At 51.7% G+C, this 20,530-nt stretch carries 15 protein-coding genes and 1 tRNA gene; 11 read left to right on the top strand and 5 right to left on the bottom strand.

Annotated features, from left to right (window positions below; genetic code table 11):
• Positions 1–102 precede the first annotated feature (102 nt).
• Complete coding sequence (locus R2K28_RS11845) at positions 103–438, top strand: hypothetical protein (RefSeq protein WP_316364539.1); 336 nt, start codon at positions 103–105, stop codon at positions 436–438.
• A gap of 53 nt (positions 439–491) precedes the next feature.
• On the opposite strand, the gene R2K28_RS11840 is transcribed toward R2K28_RS11845, so the two are convergent.
• Both R2K28_RS11840 and R2K28_RS11835 read right to left on the bottom strand, forming a co-directional pair.
• Positions 492–2,510, bottom strand: a complete 2,019-nt coding sequence (locus tag R2K28_RS11840) for an ankyrin repeat domain-containing protein (RefSeq protein WP_316364537.1) — start codon at positions 2,508–2,510, stop codon at positions 492–494.
• A gap of 22 nt (positions 2,511–2,532) precedes the next feature.
• Complete coding sequence (locus R2K28_RS11835) at positions 2,533–3,852, bottom strand: NAD(P)-binding domain-containing protein (RefSeq protein ID WP_316364535.1); 1,320 nt, start codon at positions 3,850–3,852, stop codon at positions 2,533–2,535.
• A gap of 274 nt (positions 3,853–4,126) precedes the next feature.
• Between R2K28_RS11835 and R2K28_RS11830 the strand changes: the two genes are divergently transcribed.
• The 7 genes from R2K28_RS11830 (at position 4,127) to serS (ending at position 16,424) form a co-directional block, all read left to right on the top strand.
• On the top strand, positions 4,127–5,038 hold the full coding sequence (locus tag R2K28_RS11830; protein ID WP_316364533.1) for a hypothetical protein: 912 nt from the start codon (positions 4,127–4,129) through the stop codon (positions 5,036–5,038).
• A 122-nt stretch (positions 5,039–5,160) separates the two neighbouring features.
• Positions 5,161–6,642 (top strand): cytochrome c3 family protein, encoded by a 1,482-nt coding sequence (locus R2K28_RS11825; RefSeq protein ID WP_316364532.1) that lies wholly within the window; start codon positions 5,161–5,163, stop codon positions 6,640–6,642.
• 19 nt (positions 6,643–6,661) lie between these two features.
• A complete protein-coding gene (locus R2K28_RS11820) occupies positions 6,662–11,623 on the top strand; it encodes a hypothetical protein (protein ID WP_316364531.1) in 4,962 nt (1,653 codons plus the stop codon).
• Positions 11,624–11,799: 176 nt separating this feature from the next.
• Entirely contained in the window at positions 11,800–14,301 is a 2,502-nt protein-coding gene (locus R2K28_RS11815; RefSeq protein WP_316364530.1) for a tetratricopeptide repeat protein, read from the top strand.
• Positions 14,302–14,463: 162 nt separating this feature from the next.
• Positions 14,464–14,838, top strand: coding sequence for a fluoride efflux transporter CrcB (gene crcB / locus R2K28_RS11810; protein WP_316364529.1), 375 nt, complete (start codon positions 14,464–14,466; stop codon positions 14,836–14,838).
• Positions 14,835–15,146 (top strand): DUF190 domain-containing protein, encoded by a 312-nt coding sequence (locus R2K28_RS11805; protein ID WP_116447459.1) that lies wholly within the window; start codon positions 14,835–14,837, stop codon positions 15,144–15,146. The genes crcB and R2K28_RS11805 overlap by 4 nt, the downstream gene beginning before the upstream one ends.
• 3 nt (positions 15,147–15,149) lie before the next feature.
• Entirely contained in the window at positions 15,150–16,424 is a 1,275-nt protein-coding gene (gene serS, locus R2K28_RS11800; RefSeq protein ID WP_316364527.1) for a serine--tRNA ligase, read from the top strand.
• Between the two features lie 21 nt (positions 16,425–16,445).
• Here serS and R2K28_RS11795 read toward each other — a convergent pair whose 3' ends face one another.
• Positions 16,446–16,625 (bottom strand): hypothetical protein, encoded by a 180-nt coding sequence (locus R2K28_RS11795; RefSeq protein WP_316364525.1) that lies wholly within the window; start codon positions 16,623–16,625, stop codon positions 16,446–16,448.
• A gap of 67 nt (positions 16,626–16,692) precedes the next feature.
• Positions 16,693–17,364, bottom strand: coding sequence for a Bax inhibitor-1/YccA family protein (locus R2K28_RS11790; protein WP_316364524.1), 672 nt, complete (start codon positions 17,362–17,364; stop codon positions 16,693–16,695).
• A 170-nt stretch (positions 17,365–17,534) separates the two neighbouring features.
• On the opposite strand from R2K28_RS11790, the gene R2K28_RS11785 reads away from it, so the two are divergent.
• Together R2K28_RS11785 and htpX are read left to right on the top strand one after the other, a co-directional pair.
• Positions 17,535–17,625 (top strand) — tRNA-Ser (locus tag R2K28_RS11785).
• A gap of 335 nt (positions 17,626–17,960) precedes the next feature.
• Positions 17,961–18,833: a protease HtpX gene (htpX, locus tag R2K28_RS11780; RefSeq protein WP_316364523.1), complete on the top strand. Its 873-nt coding sequence runs from the start codon at positions 17,961–17,963 to the stop codon at positions 18,831–18,833.
• 203 nt (positions 18,834–19,036) lie between these two features.
• On the opposite strand, the gene R2K28_RS11775 is transcribed toward htpX, so the two are convergent.
• Positions 19,037–19,318 (bottom strand): RNA recognition motif domain-containing protein, encoded by a 282-nt coding sequence (locus R2K28_RS11775; protein ID WP_316364522.1) that lies wholly within the window; start codon positions 19,316–19,318, stop codon positions 19,037–19,039.
• A gap of 540 nt (positions 19,319–19,858) precedes the next feature.
• On the opposite strand from R2K28_RS11775, the gene R2K28_RS11770 reads away from it, so the two are divergent.
• Positions 19,859–20,530, top strand: a complete 672-nt coding sequence (locus R2K28_RS11770; RefSeq protein ID WP_316364521.1) for a response regulator — start codon at positions 19,859–19,861, stop codon at positions 20,528–20,530.

Below are 20,530 nucleotides of genomic sequence, written 5' to 3'. Positions count from 1 at the left end.
TGGTATTATTTATTCAACATTAGAATCAATATCAACAAGCTAAAATACAAGCATGCTTTAGATGCGAGTAGATACGATCACGGTAAACAAAGGAGTAGGGTAATGAATAGGGAAACTAGTCAACAAGCTATATCAGCAGCGAATGTGGATAAACCAGTGAGAAACACCTTGGATTTTCCATTTTGGATTACACATGTTGCTTTAGTAACAGGTTGGATTCTAATGCCCTCACTCACTTCCGTTATCATGTTTTCTATAGCAGTGATTGCAACCATTTCCTACGTCATCAATATTGGAAAATTTGCTAAAGAGACCGGCAGAAACCCAACACTATGGAGTATGTTGACGTTGTTGGGGGTTTTTATTATTGGACCCTTTGCCATGTGGATTTCATATATCCGATCTTTCGATAAAGTGGTGGAAAGCACAGAGTCTTAACAACTAACAAGACTATGACAGTTATAGTGATAGTATTCCGACTCTGGACGAACTTAGCGCATCAGGTCAAGCAAGCCGCCACTACCCTTGTTTTTTTCGATATAGTCGGCCACCTCATCATTGCCACTACGGCGGGCGAGAGTCTCAGCGTTTTCTCGACGTAGGTTGAGATGGTGGGCATCGACCTTGACTTCCAGCAGGCGTTTCACCACTTCCATATTGCCTTGCTCCGCCGCCAGCATCAGCGCTGTATTGCCGGCATGATTGTGGTGATTAATGTTTGGGCCATAACGTAGCAGGATGTCGACGGTATAGACTGACCCGTTACCGGCCGCTAACATCAAGGCAGTATTACCATTGTTACTTTCACGGTCGATGTTCTGTTCTTTCTGTATCAGTTCGTTGACTAATTCAGCATGGCCAAAGGATGCGGCGCGCATCATCGGCGTGAGACCGTCTTTAGCGTGTAGGTCGATCTTTGCGCCTGAACTTATAAGCAGATGGAATATGTTCTTGTTGCCGGCGTCAATTGCATGATAAAGCGGTGTCCTGTCTTTATCGTCAGCCTGATCGACGGCGGCACCTTGCTTCAGCAACATACTGACAATCTTAGGTTCCTGTTTGGCAACCGCCAGTATCAAAGGTGTGATGCCGTCATCGGTTGCTTTGTTTGTATCAGCGTCTTGTGTCAGCAGCAGTTCCACAAGCGCCGGATTTTTGTGTTCCACAGCCATATGCAGGGGAGTGACGCTGTTTTCACCCGTGACATTGACGGCTGCTTTGTGTTCGATCAGTTGTCGTGCCAACTCCAGGTTGTTCTCTCTACTTGCGAGCATGATCGGTGTAGGACTTGCTGCGGATGAAAGATTGGGATTGGCGCCTTTCTCAAGCAGCAGTGTGACCACTTCATTGTGTCCTTGCCAGACACTACGGCTAAGCGGGGTAAGTCCTTCGGGATCTAGACCGTTTATGTCGGAGCCCTCTTTCAACAAGGCTTCAATAAGCGGCATCTGACCCCGCCATGCGGCCAGGTGAAGAGTACTCCAACCGGCAAAAGGATTTCTCTCTTCGTTTGCCTTGTTTCTCGATGGCATCACCGATTGACTAACCTTGGCCAGGTCGGGAAACTCGCTTCTTAAGTTTTTAGTCTGGGTGGCTATACCGCCAGCAGCCTTCAACTTTTTGGCGATGACGTGATATTTGCGTAGTACGGCCAGATCCAGTGATGTTTGTTTATTGCGATTTTTCGCATTTACTCTGGCGCCGCCGCGGATCAGTGCTTCAACCGTCTGCGCCTGTTTTCTGTTGGTTGCAACCAATAGCGGTGTGTTGTTGTTGGCATCATTGGTTTCGAGTTTGGCACCAGCCTTGATCAGGCTGCGTACGATGGAGGCATGCCCCAGACCGGAAGCAGAATGCAGAGGGGTATCACCCAGGCTGTCGCTACTATTGGGATTGGCACCGGCGGCAAGCAACAGTTCCACAACCTCCTGACGGTTGTTGATGGCCGCCTCATGGAGTGCGCTGCGGCTGAACTCATCCCGGGTATCCGGTGAAATGCCACTGGTGAGCATGCGTTTAATGGTGACTGTCTTACCCGCGGCCGCCGCGCGATTGAACAGCTCGGTTATTTGCTGGTCATTCAGGCCGTCTGTGGGAGATGAGGTTGCCAGGTGTTCGAGTTTTTTTTCCGCCAGTTTATGTCCGTGGAAGGCGGCCTTCTGGTACCAGTCCGTGGCAGTCACTAGGTCAGCTTTAACCCCCCAGCCGTGTTCATACATGGTACCTGTTGTATATTGCGCTTCCACATGCTCTTGATTGGCCGCCTGGAGAAACCATTGATAGGCCTTGGCCGGGTCCTTTTTTACGCCACGACCGGAACGGTAAAGCCCGCCCAGGGCAAATTGTGCGTCCTGATCACCTTGCTGGGCGAGGTCCTGATAGATCTCTGCCGCCTTGGTGAAGTTGCGTATGCGAACTGCCGCTTCCGCCTCTTCATGGGTCGCTGCATGGAGCTGTAGCGGAAACTGGAACAGCAGTAAGGTCAGCAGACATACCGCAATTGGTCGCATGGGGGCGCTCCTGCTATCTCTTCTACGCTGTGCCATGTTTGGTTTCCACATCGATTCCTGTCTCTTTAAGGAAGCCTGTTGGTAGGATGCCACCGGCACATATGATAGCTGCATCGTTGGGTATCTCAATCTTGTCTCCGCCTTTGTCGATGGTCACCTTCTCAGGGGTGAATTCAACCACATTCGAGCTGAGCAGCAGATTAATTCTACCCGCGTCCACAGCGGCATCCACTTTCGCCCTGTTTTTCTTTTTAGCACGACTGAAAGCGCCACTCCGATAGGAGAGGGTTACCGTGGTTCCCGGTTCATCGGCAATGCTGTGGGCCGCTTCCAAGGCACTGTCACCACCGCCGACGATAAGAACATGCTGATTCCTGTACTGCTCAGGGTCGATGAGTCGATAGGTGATCTTACTCAGGTCCTCTCCCGGCACGCCGAGCTTCCTGGGGGTACCACGCCTGCCGATGGTGAGTAACACCGTACGGGTATGATAGACGTCTTTATTGGTTTTGACCTCATATCCTCCCTTGTCACTGGGTGAAATCTTCTCCACCCGCTCGTGATAATTGATTTTAACCTGGGTTTTGTTCTCTACGTCCTGCCAGAAACTCAACAGTTTCTCTTTGGTTGTTTCAGTGAATTTTACCTCACCGACCATTGGCATTTTCACTGGAGCGGTCATCACCAGTTTACCCCTGGGAAATTGAAATACGGTGCCTCCCAGGGATTCCTGCTCAACCGTCTTGTATTTCAGTTTTTTCTCCATGGCTCTCAAGGAAGCGCAGAAGCCAGATGGCCCGGCGCCTACGATGAAGACATCCAGCGGTGCGGAATCCGCCTTTGTAAGCCCCTCGGCAATATAGTCCAGTGCCTTGTAGCCCTGTTCGATGGCATTTCTGATAAGCCCCATGCCGCCAAGCTCCCCAGCGATGTAGATGCCCGGCATACTGGTCTCGAAATTAGGCTTCAGGAGCGGGATGTCCACACCACGTTTTTCGGTACCAAATACCAGGGTAATGGCATCGAAGGGACAGGCGGTCTTACAGGCCCCATGGCCAATGCAGTTGGTTGGGGCGATCAGTTCCGCCTTGTTATCGATCAGGCCGAGAACCGGATGGTTTGCCTGCTCAGGGCAGGCCTTGACACAGGTGCCGCACCCCATGCACTTACCCGGATCGATCAAGGGATGCAGGGAAGCAGGCTCGGTCAGACCGGCCTCGAACTCCTCCGTCTTCAGTGCCAGGTTGCGTTTGCTCTTTCGCTTGGTGTAGATGACATAGATTCCCCATACCAGAATTATGGGTATTGCATATATCATGTAGAGTTCTAAGGAATACTGCATCTTCCTGTTTACACTCGATATTTTACAGTGAGTGCCATAGTTCACATTTTGAGGTAATAGAATCCCAGGATTCTACACACTTATTCATAATTTCGGTCTATCTGCCGAAAACATAAATGTTGCCAGAGTTTGTTTTTGTGAAGTCATTCATAGATGGGAAAATTGTCCCAACATAAGATAGCAACATATACTAAATTGAGGCTGAGCATAAGATTCAACTCAATAATAATTGTGAATAAGTGTTTGATTTTATACCAGAGTTACAGGTGATTTGATGAATACAGCCGCAATTCCGGCCAGCGTTAATGAGACAAGCATGGATAGGTTTCTCTCCGCATGGCAGCGTCGAACAGGCCTCATAACAACCCTAGGGTTTACCCTGTTTTCCATGCTTTTGCTCTATATGGGCTGGCTAAACCATACTGAGGCGGTCTGGACAGCGGAATCGGGCTGGGGCTACTGGTTCGGCATTGTGGGGGGCAGCCTGATGTTGATGCTGCTGCTCTATCCAATGCGCAAACGACTCCATTTCATGAATAATTGGCTGACAGTAAAATTCTGGTTTCGCCTGCACATGGTATTCGGGGTGTTGGGCCCGGTACTGATCATGATGCATTCGAGCTTCCATATCGGGTCCCTAAACGGTCAGGTGGCCCTGTACAGTATGCTGATTGTAGCGATCAGCGGGCTCTTCGGCCGCTATTTCTATACCCGAATCCACTACGGTTTGTATGGTAAAAAGGCGACTTTCTCATCCCTGCATGCAGATTCGAAGGAGCTGAAGAAGAAGCTCGGTCCTCTTTTCGAACTCCAACCCAAGGCGAAGGAGACCATGAAACAGTATGAGAAATTGGTCATGGAATCGCCAAAGGGACCGATTGCCAGTGCCAAACACTGGTTCAAAATGCGCATCATGTCTGCCCGGATATACCCCACTGTAATGCGCGAGTTGAATAAAAAGCTTCTCGCTGCAGGCCACCTAAAGGGGTGGAACAGGGCTAAGGTACGCCGCAAGCAATTGCGCATTCGGCGTATGTTGCTTGCACATCGCAGTATACTTCGGCAGGTTCTGGAGCTACATTTCTACGAGAGGCTCTTCGCTATCTGGCATCTGCTGCATATGCCGCTGTTCATTATGATGGTGATCACCGGTTTTGTGCATGTCTATGCAGTCCATGCATACTGATTAATAGACGATCATATCCTGATTTCGTGATGATTCGAAATGGCTACCACGCCTTTTGTTTATGTCTACTCATGCTTTTAGCGACTAATCCTGTGATGGCTGGGAAGCTTGATCTTATTCTCATGCCTGGTCCGGTCATCTCCGGTCATGCCGAGTTTGAGGAAAAGTGCGAAAGCTGTCATGAGACATTGAAGAAAGCGGATCAGGTGGAGCGTTGTCTCTCCTGTCATGATCACAGTGATGTCGCCGAAGATATCAAACAGGGCGAGGGTTTTCATGGCAGGCTAGACCCTGAACAGGTGCAAGAATGTAAGCGATGTCATACGGAACACAAGGGCCGGGAGCGCGATATCGTCAATCTGGATAGCGAATCCTTCGATCACAGCCAAACCGATTTCATCCTCAAGGGGGCCCACACCAGCCTGACGTGTAAACTCTGTCATACCCAGGATTATAAGAAATATAGTCAAGCCCCTTCACTATGCTTCGACTGCCATGAATCAGATGATGCCCACCAGGGTAAGCTTGGTGAGGAGTGCGATACCTGCCATAGCGAAAAGAGCTGGAGTAAGCAATCCTTCGACCATGATCTGGATACGGAATACCCGCTGACTGGCAAGCACAGGGAGCTGGACTGTAAATTGTGTCATGCCAGTGATCACTACAAGAACACGCCTAAAGAGTGTGTTGGCTGCCATCTGATCAACGACGCGCACAATGGACGTTATGGCAAGGTATGCGCCAAGTGCCACAGTACTGAAGAGTGGAAGGAGCTGGATTTCGACCATAGAGCGGATACCAAATTCCCCCTCGAGGGCAGGCATAAGGATGTTCCCTGCGATACCTGCCATAAACAGGGTCCATTTGAGAAACAGCTACCCAAGAGCTGCTTTTCATGTCATGAAAAGGATGATGTGCACAAAGGGCGCAATGGTGAGAAGTGTCAGGATTGCCATTCTGCAGAGAGTTGGACCAAAGTGAAGTTCGACCATGGCAAGGACACTGAATTTCCATTAAAGGGCAAGCATGAGGATCTGGTCTGTTCCGCCTGTCATCGCAGCGTTGAGATGGACGATCTTAAAGAAGCTGAATGCATCACCTGTCATCGGGCTATCGATGTACACAAGAATGAACTGGGTGAAGACTGCGGTTATTGTCATAATGAACTGGGCTGGAACGTTAAGCTCTTTTTCGAGCATGACATCACCCGTTTCCCGCTGATAGGTATTCATAGTGTAACTACCTGTGAATCCTGTCATTTGAATGCCGAATTCCAACAAACTGAATCTGCCTGTCTCTCATGTCATGAAGCCGATGAACCCCACGAGGGTCGCATGGGGGAGAAGTGCGGTAGCTGCCACAATCCGAATTCCTGGTTGTTGTGGACCTTTGATCATGATACTCAGACCGACTTTCCGCTGGAGGGCAAGCATAGTGAAATCTACTGCGACAAGTGCCATCGGAAGGATCTAACAGAACATAAACAATCCGCTAACCATTGTTATGGCTGTCATCGGGGGGATGACATTCACCGCGGCGGCTTTGGTCGTCACTGTGATCGCTGCCATAGCACAGAGACATTTGAGGATCCGGTCATTCGTTGACTGTCATCGGATTAGACATATGATGAATAAGACTAGACAAGATGAAATAGTGTCCCGCAGCGGATTGACGCTACTTCCTTGGTTGATGCTTCTGCTAACTGTCCTGTGTGGCGGGTTGTTCAGCAGTTACGCTGCAGCGGTATCCTCTGATTACGATCATTTCTCCACCGGCTTTCCCCTTACCGGGGAGCATCGCAATGTGGAGTGTGATCAATGCCACGACAAAGGACAGTTTGCAGGCACTCCTGTGTTGTGCGATGGGTGTCATAACGATACCGATGCCGCCGGTAAGTCGATGAATCACATCGACAGTAATGACCAATGCGACGATTGTCATACCACGGTGGGTTGGCATGTGGCCCGATTTGACCATGGCAGTATTTCAGGTGACTGTTTTGCCTGCCACAACGGCAGTTCCGCACAGGGCAAGGGCAGTGATCACATCCTCTCGGGTAATACGTGTGAATTCTGCCATTCAACCTTCAGTTGGGCCCGGGTCAGTCACGTGGACCACAGCCAGGTGACAGGCACCTGTGAAAGTTGCCACAACGGCGATATCGCAGCCGGCAAACATGCCAGCCATATTGCCACCAACGAAGCATGTGATACCTGCCATATCACACAAAGTTGGCTGTTGGTCTTTTTCGATCACTCGAATGTGGTCAGCGGCACCTGTGAGACCTGCCACAACGGGATCAGTGCGACCGGTAAATCCGCTTCCCACATTGTCACCTTCGAGGCCTGTGACCTTTGCCATACCACCAGCGGCTGGCAGGTCGCGAATTTCTCCCATGCCGGGATCAGCGACAATTGTGAAAGCTGCCACAACGGTATCAGCGCCACCGGCAAAAATGTTGGTCACTTGAACACAACAGCGCCCTGTGAGCTGTGTCATACCTCTACCAACTCCTGGTTGATCGTCAACTTCATCCATGGGGAAGAGGCATTTGGCCGCTGCTCAACCTGTCATGACGGCATCACCCAACCGGGCAAACATGCGGAACATATCCAGACCACCGCGGAGTGCGACCGCTGCCATACCTCCACTGAATCCTGGGATCAGGTGGGCTTCGATCACAGTGAGGTGGTACCGGGTACCTGTGCCTCCTGTCATGATGGCGTGCAGGCGCCGGGCAAACACGCTACCCATATCGTCACCAATGAGTCGTGTGATGTCTGTCATGCAACTACGGCAAACTGGAATGTCATCCGCTTCAACCACGACAGTTTCGAAACCGCTGGTCTCTGCTCAACCTGTCACGACGGAGTCCGTGCCACCGGTATGCACGCCAGCCATATCCAGACTACCGAACAGTGCGATACCTGCCATAACTCCACCAATGACTGGAGCAACACCAGTTTTGATCACTCCGGTGTGGAGACGGTAGGGCTATGTTCCACCTGTCATGATGGTACCATCGCCACCGGCAAGCATGCTGCTCACATTCAGACGACTGATCAATGTGATACCTGTCATGGCTCGACCAATGCCTGGAATATTGTCACTTTCAATCACCCGGCCGATGTGGCAGGTCGCTGTTCAACCTGTCATAACGGTATCCAGGCCACTGGCAAGCATGCCAACCATCTACAGACCAATGGGGAGTGTGATACCTGTCATACCATCACCGCCTGGAATGTATCCAACTTTGACCATAGCGGCATAACCAGCGGTTGTGAATCCTGCCATGACGGTATCATAGCAACCGGTAAGCACGGCGGTCATATTCAGACCACTGCCTCCTGTGAAACTTGTCACTCCACCGATGACTGGACCCTGGCCAATTTTAACCATGAGGGTGTTTCAGAGACCTGTGAGTCCTGTCATGACGGCGATATAGCCACCGGCAAACATGCCAACCATATCCCTACCACCGCATCCTGTGACAACTGCCATAATACCAGCGGCTGGGCGATCAATAGTTTCGACCATGAGGGTGTGACCGGTAGTTGTCAATCCTGTCACGATGGGGTGTTGGCCACCGGCAAGAGCGATACCCATCTGGCCACCACTGCGGCTTGCGAAGGCTGTCATACCTCAACCACCAGCTGGGCAGAGGTTACGTTCGATCATTCAATCGTCACCGGAACCTGCGAAAGTTGTCATGACGGCGTCACCGCCACCAGCAAATCGGCCAGCCATGTGGAGACCACTGCAGCTTGTGACAACTGCCATATCTCGAACGAGACCTGGACCGCTGTCAGATTCGATCACACTGGTATTACCAGCGGCTGTGAGAGCTGCCACAATGGTGTGGATGCAATCGGTAAGCCCGATACTCACATACCGACCACCGAACCTTGTGAGAACTGCCATAACACAGTGACCTGGAGTACCGGCAGATTCGATCATGCCAATGTGGCCGGCGCCTGTTCAAGCTGCCATGACGGTACCACCGCAACCGGTAAACCGGCACAGCATATACCCACCGATGCCCAGTGCGACAGCTGTCATACATCCACCATCAACTGGACTCTAATCAGTTTCAATCATGAGAATTTCCAGGTCAGTGGAAGCTGTTCGAATTGCCATGATGGCACCCTTGCCACGGGTATGCATGCTCAGCATATTCAGACCACGGCCCAGTGCGATACCTGTCATCTCTCCACCCTGGTCTGGACCGATACCAGTTTCGACCACAGTGGTGTGAACACTACGGGTGTCTGTTCAACCTGTCATGACGGCACCACAGCCACCGGTAAACACGCCTCCCATCTCACGACGACTGAACAGTGCGATGTCTGCCATACATCCACTACCTCATGGCTGCGGGTAACCTTCGACCACAGCGCTGTGCCCACTGCTGGCATATGTACCAGCTGTCACGACGGCATCCAGGCAACCGGTAAGCACGCCACCCATGTCGATACCAATGAGCAATGCGACGTCTGTCATACCACCAATAGCTGGACGGTTAACACCTTCGATCATAGTGGTGTCACCGATCCTTGTGAATCCTGCCATGACGGTAATACCGCCACTGGCAAACATGCCGCTCATATAGCGACTACATCGGCCTGTGATGTCTGCCATACCACCAATGACTGGACCATGACAGGCTTTAGTCATGCGGCGGTGGTCGATCCCTGTGAGCTCTGCCACAATGGTGATATCGCTACTGGCAAGAGTCCTTCCCATGTCTTGACCAACGCAACATGCGACACCTGCCACAACACCAATAGTTGGCAGATTTCCAGCTTCAACCATGAAGGCGTAACCGGTAGCTGTTCATCCTGCCATGACGGCGTCCAGGCTACGGGTATGCATGCCTCTCATGTAGCGACCACAGCCTCTTGCGAGGCATGTCATACGTCAACCAGCGACTGGTTGCAGATCAACTTCGATCACTCGGTCGTTACCGGTACCTGTTCCAGTTGCCACGATGGTGTTACCGCCACCGGCATGCCGGCCGGCCATGTGGCGACAACTGCCGAATGCGACAACTGCCATGTCTCCAATACCACCTGGACAAACGTGCGATTCGACCACACCGGTATCGTCGCGGGTTGTGATAGCTGCCATAACAACGTGGATGCCATCGGTAAACCTGCGACCCATATTCCGACCACCAGGCCTTGTGAAGACTGCCACACCACCGTGACCTGGACCACCGGTACCTTTGATCATGTGGGTGTGGTCGGTACCTGCTCAAGCTGTCACAACGGAAATACCGCTACCGGCAAACATGCGGCCCATGTGAACACCAACGGACAGTGCGACAGCTGCCATATCTCCACCGTGACCTGGCTGTCGGTTAATTTCGATCACAGCACAGTCACTGGCGCCTGCTCAAGCTGTCACAACGGCACCATTGCTACCGGCAAGTCGGCCAGCCATGTGAACACCAATGGAGAGTGCGACATCTGCCACATCTCACAAAACAACTGGACAGCCGTTAACTTCGACCATTCGGTAGCGATCGGTGTCTGTTCCAGCTGTCATAATGGCACCATAGCGACCGGCAAGCCGGCCAACCATGTGCAGACAAACTCGGAATGTGATGCCTGCCATACCTCTCAAACCAACTGGTTGGCAGTGCAGTTCGATCACACGGATGCGGCTGGCAACTGTTCGAATTGTCATGATGGCATTACCGCAACCGGTAAGGATCCCGGGCATGTGCCGACCACAGCCCAGTGTGATGACTGCCATCTCTCAACGTCCAACTGGCTGAATGTTCGTTTTGTGCATGGCAATGTGGCTGGTACCTGCTCCACATGCCACAATGGTGTGACCGCGACCGGAAAACACGCGTCGCATATTTTAACCTCGGCTCAGTGCGATGTATGCCACACCTCAACCTCTAACTGGAACAGCGTGAACTTCAGCCACAGTGGCATTACAACTGGCTGCTCAAATTGCCACAATGGCACCTTGGCTACCGGTAAGCCGGGCAACCACATTCCGACCACTGAAGAGTGCAACGTTTGTCACTTGTCCACCAGCGACTGGTTGAATGTGCGATTCAGCCATAGCGGTGTGGCCGGTACCTGCTCCAACTGCCACAACGGCAATTTCGCCACAGGCATGCCAGCTAACCACGTACCGACCACAGCCCAGTGTGACAACTGTCATACCTCCACCACTACCTGGACCGCCGTGACCTTCGATCATACCGGTGTCACGGGTAACTGCGACTCCTGCCATAACGGTTCGATCGCCACGGGTAAGCCTAACGGTCATTTCGTGACCACTGTACAGTGTGATAATTGCCATACCATAAACGGTTGGCTGCCAGTCACTAACTACAGTCATGTTTCAGGTAACTATCCTGGGGATCACCGTGCTAATCTGGCATGTAATGACTGCCATACCAGCAACAGTGAGACAATTCCTTGGCGATACCCGACATATGCCAATACTTGCGCTGGCTGTCATGCAGGTGACTATGAGTCTGATGAAGACGATCATAGAGGCCTCAGCAATGACAGGAACTGTGGCCAGAGCGGGTGTCACAGAGTCAGTTCACGTGAGTGGTGATTAGTAGGACTTTGCCTGGTAATCTTCAACTCATCGGGGATTACCAGGCGCTAGCCACGACTCTTCAAGGTTTATTGGTTTATCTTGACCTTAGCGAGTGGTTTTGACTTGTCTTAGCCGGCAGCGGGCTGGGCGCTCTATTCAACTGTCAATTTTTCAATCGGGTAACAAAGCGAGTGCAGCGTAACAATCAACTAAAATTCTATCCTTGGCTGTTATTGCTTGTACTCTTTTTTTGTGGGCAGGCTGAGGCGGCTACCCAGGTTCTGGATAGGATCGAATTGACCACTGAGGGCGATGACAATGTCATTAATGTCTATTTCAATATTCCGGTTCGCTATGTCTCCCACCTGATCAATGAGGCCGGCAGTGAAGTCGGCGTGCAGCTTAAGCTGGGCCAGACCGCCGATGTTGAACTCACCGACCTGGTCGAGAGCGATCAACTGACCTGGAGTCCCACTGCCGCAGTACCCCTGGAGAAGGTGGAGTTTCAGGGCAATATCATCGGCACATCCACACTCCTGGTATCATTCGCCACGCCGGTCAGTGGAGTGAGGATCAATCAGGGCCGCGACTTTTATGTCATGAAGTTCATTCTGCCGGATTCTCCACGCATTTCCGGTATGGCGGGGTCACTGGGCAAAGCGGTGGATATCCCGGTACCGGAAACCCGCGCGCCGCTGAGTGTCAAATCCCTCCCTCTGGTCATCTATGTGATCAATCTCAGCACTCAGTCTGAAGCGGTTGATTTTACCGAGATACCCCCTGTGCCAGTGAATGAGAATCAGCTGCTTTACACAACCAAGGCTAAGGTTGAGGAAGCCACGAGATATCGGTTACGGCTCGGTTTTTTTCGCACCAAGATTGAGGCGGATCAGCATCTGCAGGCGGTGAAAAAATTCTACCCTGATGCCTGGGTCGATACCGCGGACATCCAGGAGCGGCGGCAAGCCTTTTTCGACCGGGGAATTGAGCATCTCTTCAGTGATGCACTGATGGAAGAGCCTCAATTGGTGGATGTGGATCCCCGTCTCACCGAGATGATGGAGATGATCCGGCGCACCATCACCGCAGGTGACTATGCAAAGGCGGTGCGCCTGCTCGAAGCGCTGCTGGAGGAGCCGGAAAATATCTACACCAAGGAGGCGCTTGAGCTATTGGGTCTGTCACGTGAAAGAAACGGCCAGATTGCCCATGCCAAAGGTGAGTACCGACGCTACCTGGAGAAGTATCCGGAGGGCGAGGATGCGGAACGTGTCTGGCAACGCCTGCTGGGTCTGGAAACAGCGCCGCAGAGGCCGAAAGAATCACTGCGTAAAAAACAGCAGGGGGAAGAGGGCGAGGATGGTCCCAAGGCTGTCTGGGACACCTATGGCAGTATTTCTCAAAACTACCGCAGGGACAGCATCGACAGCCCGTTCGTGGAGGATGAGGATAGCGTTACCCGCTCCGAGATCGAGACCTTCATCGATCTCAATTCGAGACGTAAGAGTGAGGAAGTCGATCTGCGCTTCAAGATTACCGGCAGCTACATTCATGACCTGTTGGACGATGGTGATGGGAATGATACATCCCTCAGCGATGCCTATATCGACGTGGAACACCTGGATAGTCGCACCAGTGCGCGATTTGGTCGCCAGCGGTTGCGTTCCAGTGGCATTCTTAACCGTTTTGATGGCCTTGTGTTGGGATACGAGCTGACCCCTGATATCAATCTTCGGGCCACAGCCGGTCTACCGGTAGAGCGTTCACGGGACACATTTTTGAACGAGCATAAACAGTTTGCCGGTCTCAGCGCGGACATCTCGAGTATCTTCGAGAACTGGGACCTCAGTCTCTTCATGGTGGAGCAGCGTGTCGATGACCTGGTGGACAGACGGGCAATAGGTGGAGAAGTCCGCTACTTCGATCCCGAAAAATCCCTGTTCAGTCTCCTCGATTACGATATCTTTCATGAAGAGGTGAGTATCTTCATGCTGCAGGGTAACTGGCGGCTTGAGGACGAGACCCGCATGTATATGAATCTCGATTATCGCAATACCCCCATATTGAGCACATCGAATGCATTGAGTGGACAGGTCGATCCAGATACCTCCTTGGTAATCGAGTCGATCGAAGAGCTGCAGAACTTCTATACGGATGATGAGATCTATGAGTTGGCGCGGGATCGAACCGCGGAGACAACCTCATTCTCATTCGGTATCAATCGCCCATTCTCGAAAACCTTGCAGTTGAGTGGTGACATAACAGTCAGCAAAACCGGCGCAACCCCGGAATCCGGTGGAGTGCCGGCCACCGAAGAGACGGATAACGAGTTCTTCTATACCTTCCAGGTGATTAAAAACGATCTCTTGAAAAAGGGGGATATCGGTATCCTCAGCCTGCGTTACTCGGATGCCAATACCTCGGATACCTTCAGGGTGGGCGTCAGCAGTCGCTACCCCATAACCAACGCCTGGCGAATCAATCCCCGCATCGATCTCTCCTATCGGCAGAATGATGACAATGATGGCTCACGCAAATCAATCAGCCCCTTTTTCCGCATGGATTATCGTTACCGCAAGAACATGACCTTCGAACTGGAGGGTGGGCTCAACTGGTTCGAGGAAGACGATGGCATTGAAGTGACCGATTTTACCGACTATTTCTTCTATGGCGGTTATCGTTGGGACTTCTAGTGAGCCGCCAGGATTTCTAAGCAGAAACCTAAGCTTCTAAGCCCGATTTGAATGTTGATGTCATGTCCAACAGGACAGATCAGTGGCACTCAAATTAGTGTTAACAGACACCGGGTAACTGCGGTTATAATCCCGCCTTTATATCAATTAAAGGTTTCGAGATTGAATCAGCTGATTGCCATTGCATCCGGCGGTGCTGCTGGAGCGCTGTTCCGCTTTTGGGTATCCAATGGTGTGTATGGACTGCTTGGCCGCGGTTTTCCCTATGGCACCCTGGTGGTGAACGTATTGGGGTCACTGGTGATGGGGTTTCTCTATGTCCTGCTGCTGGAACGCACCACGGTTTCACCGGAATTACGCGGTGCTCTGCTGATCGGCTTTCTCGGTGCCTTTACCACCTTTTCCACCTTCTCAATCGAGACACTCAACCTGCTTGAGCAGGCAGAGTTGTTAAAGGCCGGATTGAATATTCTGCTAAGTGTCGTCGCTTGTGTCTTGGCCTGCTGGTTCGGCCTGGTGGTCGGGAGACAGCTATGAAACAGACTGAAGTGACCATGGTGCGGGTTTATTTGACCGAAGGTGATCATCAGTTGGGTAAATTGCTCGATTTTCTCCATCAGGAAGAGCAGGTCAGGGGGGTTACCGCATTTCGCGGCATTGCCGGTTTCGGGCGTTCAGGCAAGGCCCATGAAGCCTCGTTACTGGACATCTCCATGGACCTGCCGCTGGTGGTTGAGTTCTTCGACCTGCCGGAGCAGGTGGAGAGGGTGTTGCACGATTTGAATCAATGGGTAGAACCGGGCCATGTTGTAAGTTGGTCCGCACACGTGAATATGGGTGAATAATCGATGTTGGATCCGCGACTGTTAAGAAACAATCTGGATGAGGTGGCCCGGCAGTTGGCTCGCCGAGGTTATCAGCTCGATACTGAGCAGATCAGTACGCTGGAAGCCCAGCGCAAACAGTTGCAGGTTGAGTCCCAGGAGCTGCAGAATCAGCGTAACAGTCGCTCCAAGTCGATCGGCAAGGCCAAGGCGGCGGGGGAGGATATTGAGCCGCTGCTGGCTGAAGTGGCTGCCCTAGGGGATCAATTGAAGGCATCCCAGGAGGCACTCAGCAAGGTTCAGGAGACGCTCTCGGATATCACCCTCGGGATTCCAAATCTGCCCCATGAATCGGTGCCGGCGGGGCGAGATGAGGAGGATAACCGGGAAGAGAGGCGTTGGGGGGAACCTCGTGAATTTGATTTCGAGCCCAAGGATCATGTGGATCTTGGTGATACCAGCGGATTACTCGATTTCGAAGCGGCGGCCAGGATCACCGGCTCTCGCTTTGCCGTAATGGCGGGGCCTCTGGCAAGGATGCATAGGGCACTCATCCAGTTGATGCTGGATACCCATACTACGGAACACGGCTACACCGAGGCCTATGTGCCCTATATGGTTAATGCCGACAGTCTCCGTGGTACCGGTCAGTTGCCGAAGTTCGAGGAGGATCTGTTCAAGCTCTGTGGCGAGTCTGAATACTATCTGATTCCCACCGCTGAAGTACCGGTGACCAATCTGATTCGGGATCAAATCATCGATGCCGATTATATGCCGCGCAAATGGGTAGCCCATACACCCTGTTTCCGTTCTGAAGCGGGATCTTACGGCAAGGACACCCGGGGTATGATTCGCCAGCATCAGTTCGAGAAGGTTGAATTGGTCCAGGCGGTTGCCGCCAGTCACTCCTTTCAGGCCCTGGAAGAGCTCACCGGCCATGCCGAGGCAATTCTGCAGAAGCTGGAATTACCCTATCGTGTGGTGACCCTGTGTACCGGGGATATCGGGTTTTCATCCACCAAGACCTACGATCTGGAGGTCTGGCTGCCGGGTCAGAACCGCTACCGGGAGATCTCATCCTGCTCCAATTTCATCGACTTTCAGGCACGTCGCATGCAGGCACGCTGGCGCAATCCAGAGACCGGCAAGCCAGAACTGGTACATACCCTGAACGGATCGGGTCTGGCCGTAGGCCGTACCCTGGTCGCCGTGATGGAGAACTACCAGCAGGCCGACGGTTCAATCACTGTTCCTGAACTACTGCGCGGTTATATGGGTGGCCTTGAAAAGATAGGCTAGCGCGAACTAGATGTGCCCGGGCTAGACCATCATGATGAGCAGAATCACAAATCCGATGACAAAGGCCATCGGCAGTACCACAGCCTGCCAATCCCCTTTTTCCGCCTTTGGGCTGTTTTTGAGCATATGCTTGGCACGGGGCCAGAGAAAGAGAATCATCGCGCCCAGCAAGAGAGCCCAGATGATCTTTGTCCAATCCATCGCAATTGTACTCCTTCAATAAAAAACCCCGGCATTGCCGGGGCTTCATTGCAAAAATTAATTACAATCAATCTTCCCCGGAGAGTGCTCCGAGCAGTGCCAACAGATGCACAAAAAGATTGTAGATATTCAGGTACAGGCCAATGGTGGCCATGATGTAATTGGTCTCTCCGCCATGCACCATGCGGCTGGTATCGTACAGGATGAAACCGCTCATCAGCATGATCACAACGGCTGAAATCGCCAGGTGCAATGCAGGCATATTCAAAAACAGTCCAGCCAACATAGCGACAAAGACCATCAGCAGGCCAGCCATGAGAAAACCACCCATGAAGCTGAAATCCCGTTTACTGGTCAGGGCATAACCAGACAGGCCGAGGAAGATGATACCCGTACCGGCCATGGCGGTTCCCACAATCTGTGGACCGTTGGCCATACTCAGGTAGGCATTCAGGATCGGCCCGAGACCGAATCCCATCAGACCGGTAATACCGAAAATCACTGCCAGTCCGGTAGAGGAGTTGGCCGTACGTGGCAAAACGAACCAGATCAGGACGATGGCGCCGATCAGGGAGGCCATATAGGTCCAACCGGGCACGGCAAGAAAAACGGATGCGGTCGCCGTAAGCGCGCTGAACAGCAACGTCATGGAGAGCAGCATATAAGTATTTTTTATCAACTTATTAGTTGAAAGCACGGACTCCGCAGGACGGGCGGCGCTAATATCTAGACGATTCATTTTGGCGTTATCTCCTGATTAATTCCCTAAAATCAATCTCATTGATGAGACAGTCATTGCCTCGATTCGTTCAGCACAGGATACCGCTCCTGGCGAAAAGATCAATACACATAAAGTGGTGGTAATTAGTAGATATTTCAAGGTTGTTTAGTGTATCCTAGCGCCCCTTCGGAGAGGTGGCAGAGCGGCCGAATGCGGTGGTCTTGAAAACCATTGAGGGTTTGTAGCCCTCCCAGGGTTCGAATCCCTGCCTCTCCGCCAAATAAAAAGGGGGCCAACAGGCCCCCTTTTTATTTGACTGCGAGGCAGGATTTGATTCGAACCCTTCGTTCGACCAGGCGCGCAGCGCCGCAGGACGCTTGAGCAAAGCGAAAGTGCCCCGAAGGGGTGAGCCGTAGGCGAATCAATCCCTGCCCATCAGGTGGCAACTATCTCTCGTGTAACCCCCCAATGGCCCCCTTTTTATTTGACTGCGAGGCAGGCCATGATTCGAACCCTTCGTTCGAACCCCCTAATTATTGGGAACTTCCCTTGAAATCAATCATCAATGCTCCAATATTCACAAAGAATGGAATTCCTAACCTGGTGAACCGAAAATGATGAGAATTGTACTGTTTTTAGGCACTAATCTGGCTATCGTGGCATTGATCAGCATTACCTTCAGACTACTCGGTATAGAGGGGCTGCTGTTGGAGAATGGGGTCGACCTAAATCTCAATGCATTGCTGGTCTATTCAGCCGTTATCGGTTTCTCGGGTTCTCTGATATCGCTATTCATCTCCAAATGGATGGCGAAACGCAGCATGGGGGTCAAGGTGATCGAAACCCCGGCTAGCGAAGTTGAAAACTGGCTGGTCAGTACCATTCAAAGGCAAGCGCAACAGGCCAATATCGGTATGCCGGAAGTGGGGATTTTCGATCATGCCTCACCCAATGCGTTTGCCACGGGCTGGAATAAAAACAGTGCCCTGGTTGCGGTCAGCACCGGTTTGCTGCAACAGATGAACCGGGATGAGGTGGAAGCTGTGCTGGCCCATGAAGTCAGCCATGTGGCGAATGGCGATATGGTCACATTGTCGTTGATACAGGGGGTGGTCAACACCTTTGTGGTGTTTCTCTCGCGCGTCATTGGGCACACGGTGGATCGCCTCGTGTTTAAGACAGAACGTGGTTACGGCCCTGCATTTTTCATCGTATCGATGATTACCGAGTTTGTCCTGGGAATTCTGGCCATGACTATCGTGATGTGGTTTTCCCGTTGGCGGGAGTTTCGCGCCGATAGTGGAGGGGCGGATCTTGCGGGCAGAGAGAAGATGATAGCCGCCCTCAGGCGTCTGCAGCAGGCCCATGAGCCAGAGTCGCTGCCCGATGAGATAGCTGCATTCGCAATCAGCGCAGGCAAGGTGCAAAAGCTGTTTGCAAGCCATCCGCCACTGGAATCACGCATCGCGGCACTCCAATCGGAGTAGCTGTCAGCTAGTCGAAAGCAGTTGATTTTTGGGAAAAAAACGATTAGCAGGCGCAAACACCCACCCACCCTACGATCATAGATAGACCATGCAGGTTCTACGTTTCTTATTATAACAACGGTTGGCCGGGAGTGTCCGGCCTACCGTTGTGGGAAAATCAGCGTGATACTTAGTCTGCCATTATGAATCTGGCAGCTCGGCTGTTACCAGCGACCACCACCGCCACCGCCAGAGCTACGCTTTGGCTTATCCATGGCTTCATTGATTCGTAAGTCACGGCCCTGAAAATCCTTGCCATTGAGTTGAGAGATGGCTTTTTCAGCATCTCCTTGGCTCATTTCCACAAAGGCAAATCCTCTTGAGCGACGGGTTTCTCGATCCAGAATAAGGTTTGCCGACTGCACCTCACCAATGTCTGAGAAAAGCTCCCGGACATCATCTTCTGTGGCAGACCAGGGAAGGTTGCCAACATACAATTTAGTCATCTATCTACATTCCTAACAAAATATATTTATATGTTCAGGATCTGAGAGTCTCATGAGACCTGCCCAGATATGCCGTGAACGCTAAATGGCACAGTTTTTTAACAACCCTGCCCAAGCCAGGAAACTGAGTACGCCGATTCTCGACCTTGAAAAAATCAAATGGGGAAGCGGTTATGAATCTGTTTCGTAGCGTGATCTGATCATACCCCTGAATAAAACAATATGCTAATGATTTTTTTATAAAAATCGTCATTGGCAGTATGTGTTAATTTTGTCCCAAATCGGCTTAAATGTAGACAGCAATAGCTGTTATTCAACGTTGGATTAGGCTATTTGGGGGGGCGGCTCGACTCGGGATTAACTTCACCGAGTGGATCTTGCGAAAACGGCGCTTGTTTAGATTCATTTCTCACGGTTTTTAAGTATTTAAGAATGCATTAAGAAATAATGGTTAACTTGACAGCTCCGATTGCAGGACATGGTTTGGCAACTGATGGAAAATCCCCCTAAGATCAAGTTACTGGCCTCAATGAGGGTCTGATGATGCGAATTCTGTTAGCTGAAGATGATAGATACCTGGGCGAAGGCTTGAGCTTGGGCTTGAGACAGCTGGGGCACACCGTGGACTGGGTAATGGATGGCATGGCAGCAGAACAAGCCTTATCAACAGAGAACTTGGATGCATTGATTCTCGACCTGGGTCTGCCACGGCAGGATGGGTTACATGTGCTGCAAAAACTACGCAAGCAGGACATGGATCTTCCGGTACTGGTTCTGACAGCCCGTGATACGGTGGATAATCGTATCGAGGGGCTTGACTTGGGGGCGGATGATTATGTTGTCAAACCTTTCGATCTGTTGGAGGTAAATGCGCGACTGCGGGCTATCACCAGACGCCGTGAAGGACGTTCGACCTCAGTCATCAGCTATGAGGATTTGGTACTTGATCCCGCAGCCCACTGTCTCACCAAGGCCGGGAAAGAGATTATGTTGGGGGCAAGCGAATTTGCTGTTTTGGAAGCATTGCTGACAAATCAGGGACGTATTTTATCCCGGCAAGTATTGGAAGAGACCTTATATGGCTGGGATGAAGGTGTGGAGAGTAACGCTGTTGAGGTCTATATACACCATTTGCGCAAGAAGCTGGGGAAGGAGCTGATTAGGACTGTTCGTGGCGTCGGTTACACAATTCAGAAGCTGATTCATCAATGA

The organism is Candidatus Thiodiazotropha sp. CDECU1 (assembly GCF_963455295.1).
In the GTDB taxonomy this organism is placed as follows: domain Bacteria; phylum Pseudomonadota; class Gammaproteobacteria; order Chromatiales; family Chromatiaceae; genus Thiodiazotropha.
This window is presented reverse-complemented; position numbering and strand designations above follow the sequence as displayed.

Coding starts and splice junctions, on each gene's coding strand:
- R2K28_RS11845 (WP_316364539.1), top strand. CDS start 103: ATGAATAGGGAAACTAGTCAACAAGCTATATCAGCAGCGAATGTGGAT.
- R2K28_RS11840 (WP_316364537.1), bottom strand. CDS start 2,510: ATGCGACCAATTGCGGTATGTCTGCTGACCTTACTGCTGTTCCAGTTT.
- R2K28_RS11835 (WP_316364535.1), bottom strand. CDS start 3,852: ATGCAGTATTCCTTAGAACTCTACATGATATATGCAATACCCATAATT.
- R2K28_RS11830 (WP_316364533.1), top strand. CDS start 4,127: ATGAATACAGCCGCAATTCCGGCCAGCGTTAATGAGACAAGCATGGAT.
- R2K28_RS11825 (WP_316364532.1), top strand. CDS start 5,161: ATGCCTGGTCCGGTCATCTCCGGTCATGCCGAGTTTGAGGAAAAGTGC.
- R2K28_RS11820 (WP_316364531.1), top strand. CDS start 6,662: ATGATGAATAAGACTAGACAAGATGAAATAGTGTCCCGCAGCGGATTG.
- R2K28_RS11805 (WP_116447459.1), top strand. CDS start 14,835: ATGAAACAGACTGAAGTGACCATGGTGCGGGTTTATTTGACCGAAGGT.
- serS (WP_316364527.1), top strand. CDS start 15,150: ATGTTGGATCCGCGACTGTTAAGAAACAATCTGGATGAGGTGGCCCGG.
- R2K28_RS11795 (WP_316364525.1), bottom strand. CDS start 16,625: ATGGATTGGACAAAGATCATCTGGGCTCTCTTGCTGGGCGCGATGATT.
- R2K28_RS11790 (WP_316364524.1), bottom strand. CDS start 17,364: ATGAATCGTCTAGATATTAGCGCCGCCCGTCCTGCGGAGTCCGTGCTT.
- htpX (WP_316364523.1), top strand. CDS start 17,961: ATGATGAGAATTGTACTGTTTTTAGGCACTAATCTGGCTATCGTGGCA.
- R2K28_RS11775 (WP_316364522.1), bottom strand. CDS start 19,318: ATGACTAAATTGTATGTTGGCAACCTTCCCTGGTCTGCCACAGAAGAT.
- R2K28_RS11770 (WP_316364521.1), top strand. CDS start 19,859: ATGATGCGAATTCTGTTAGCTGAAGATGATAGATACCTGGGCGAAGGC.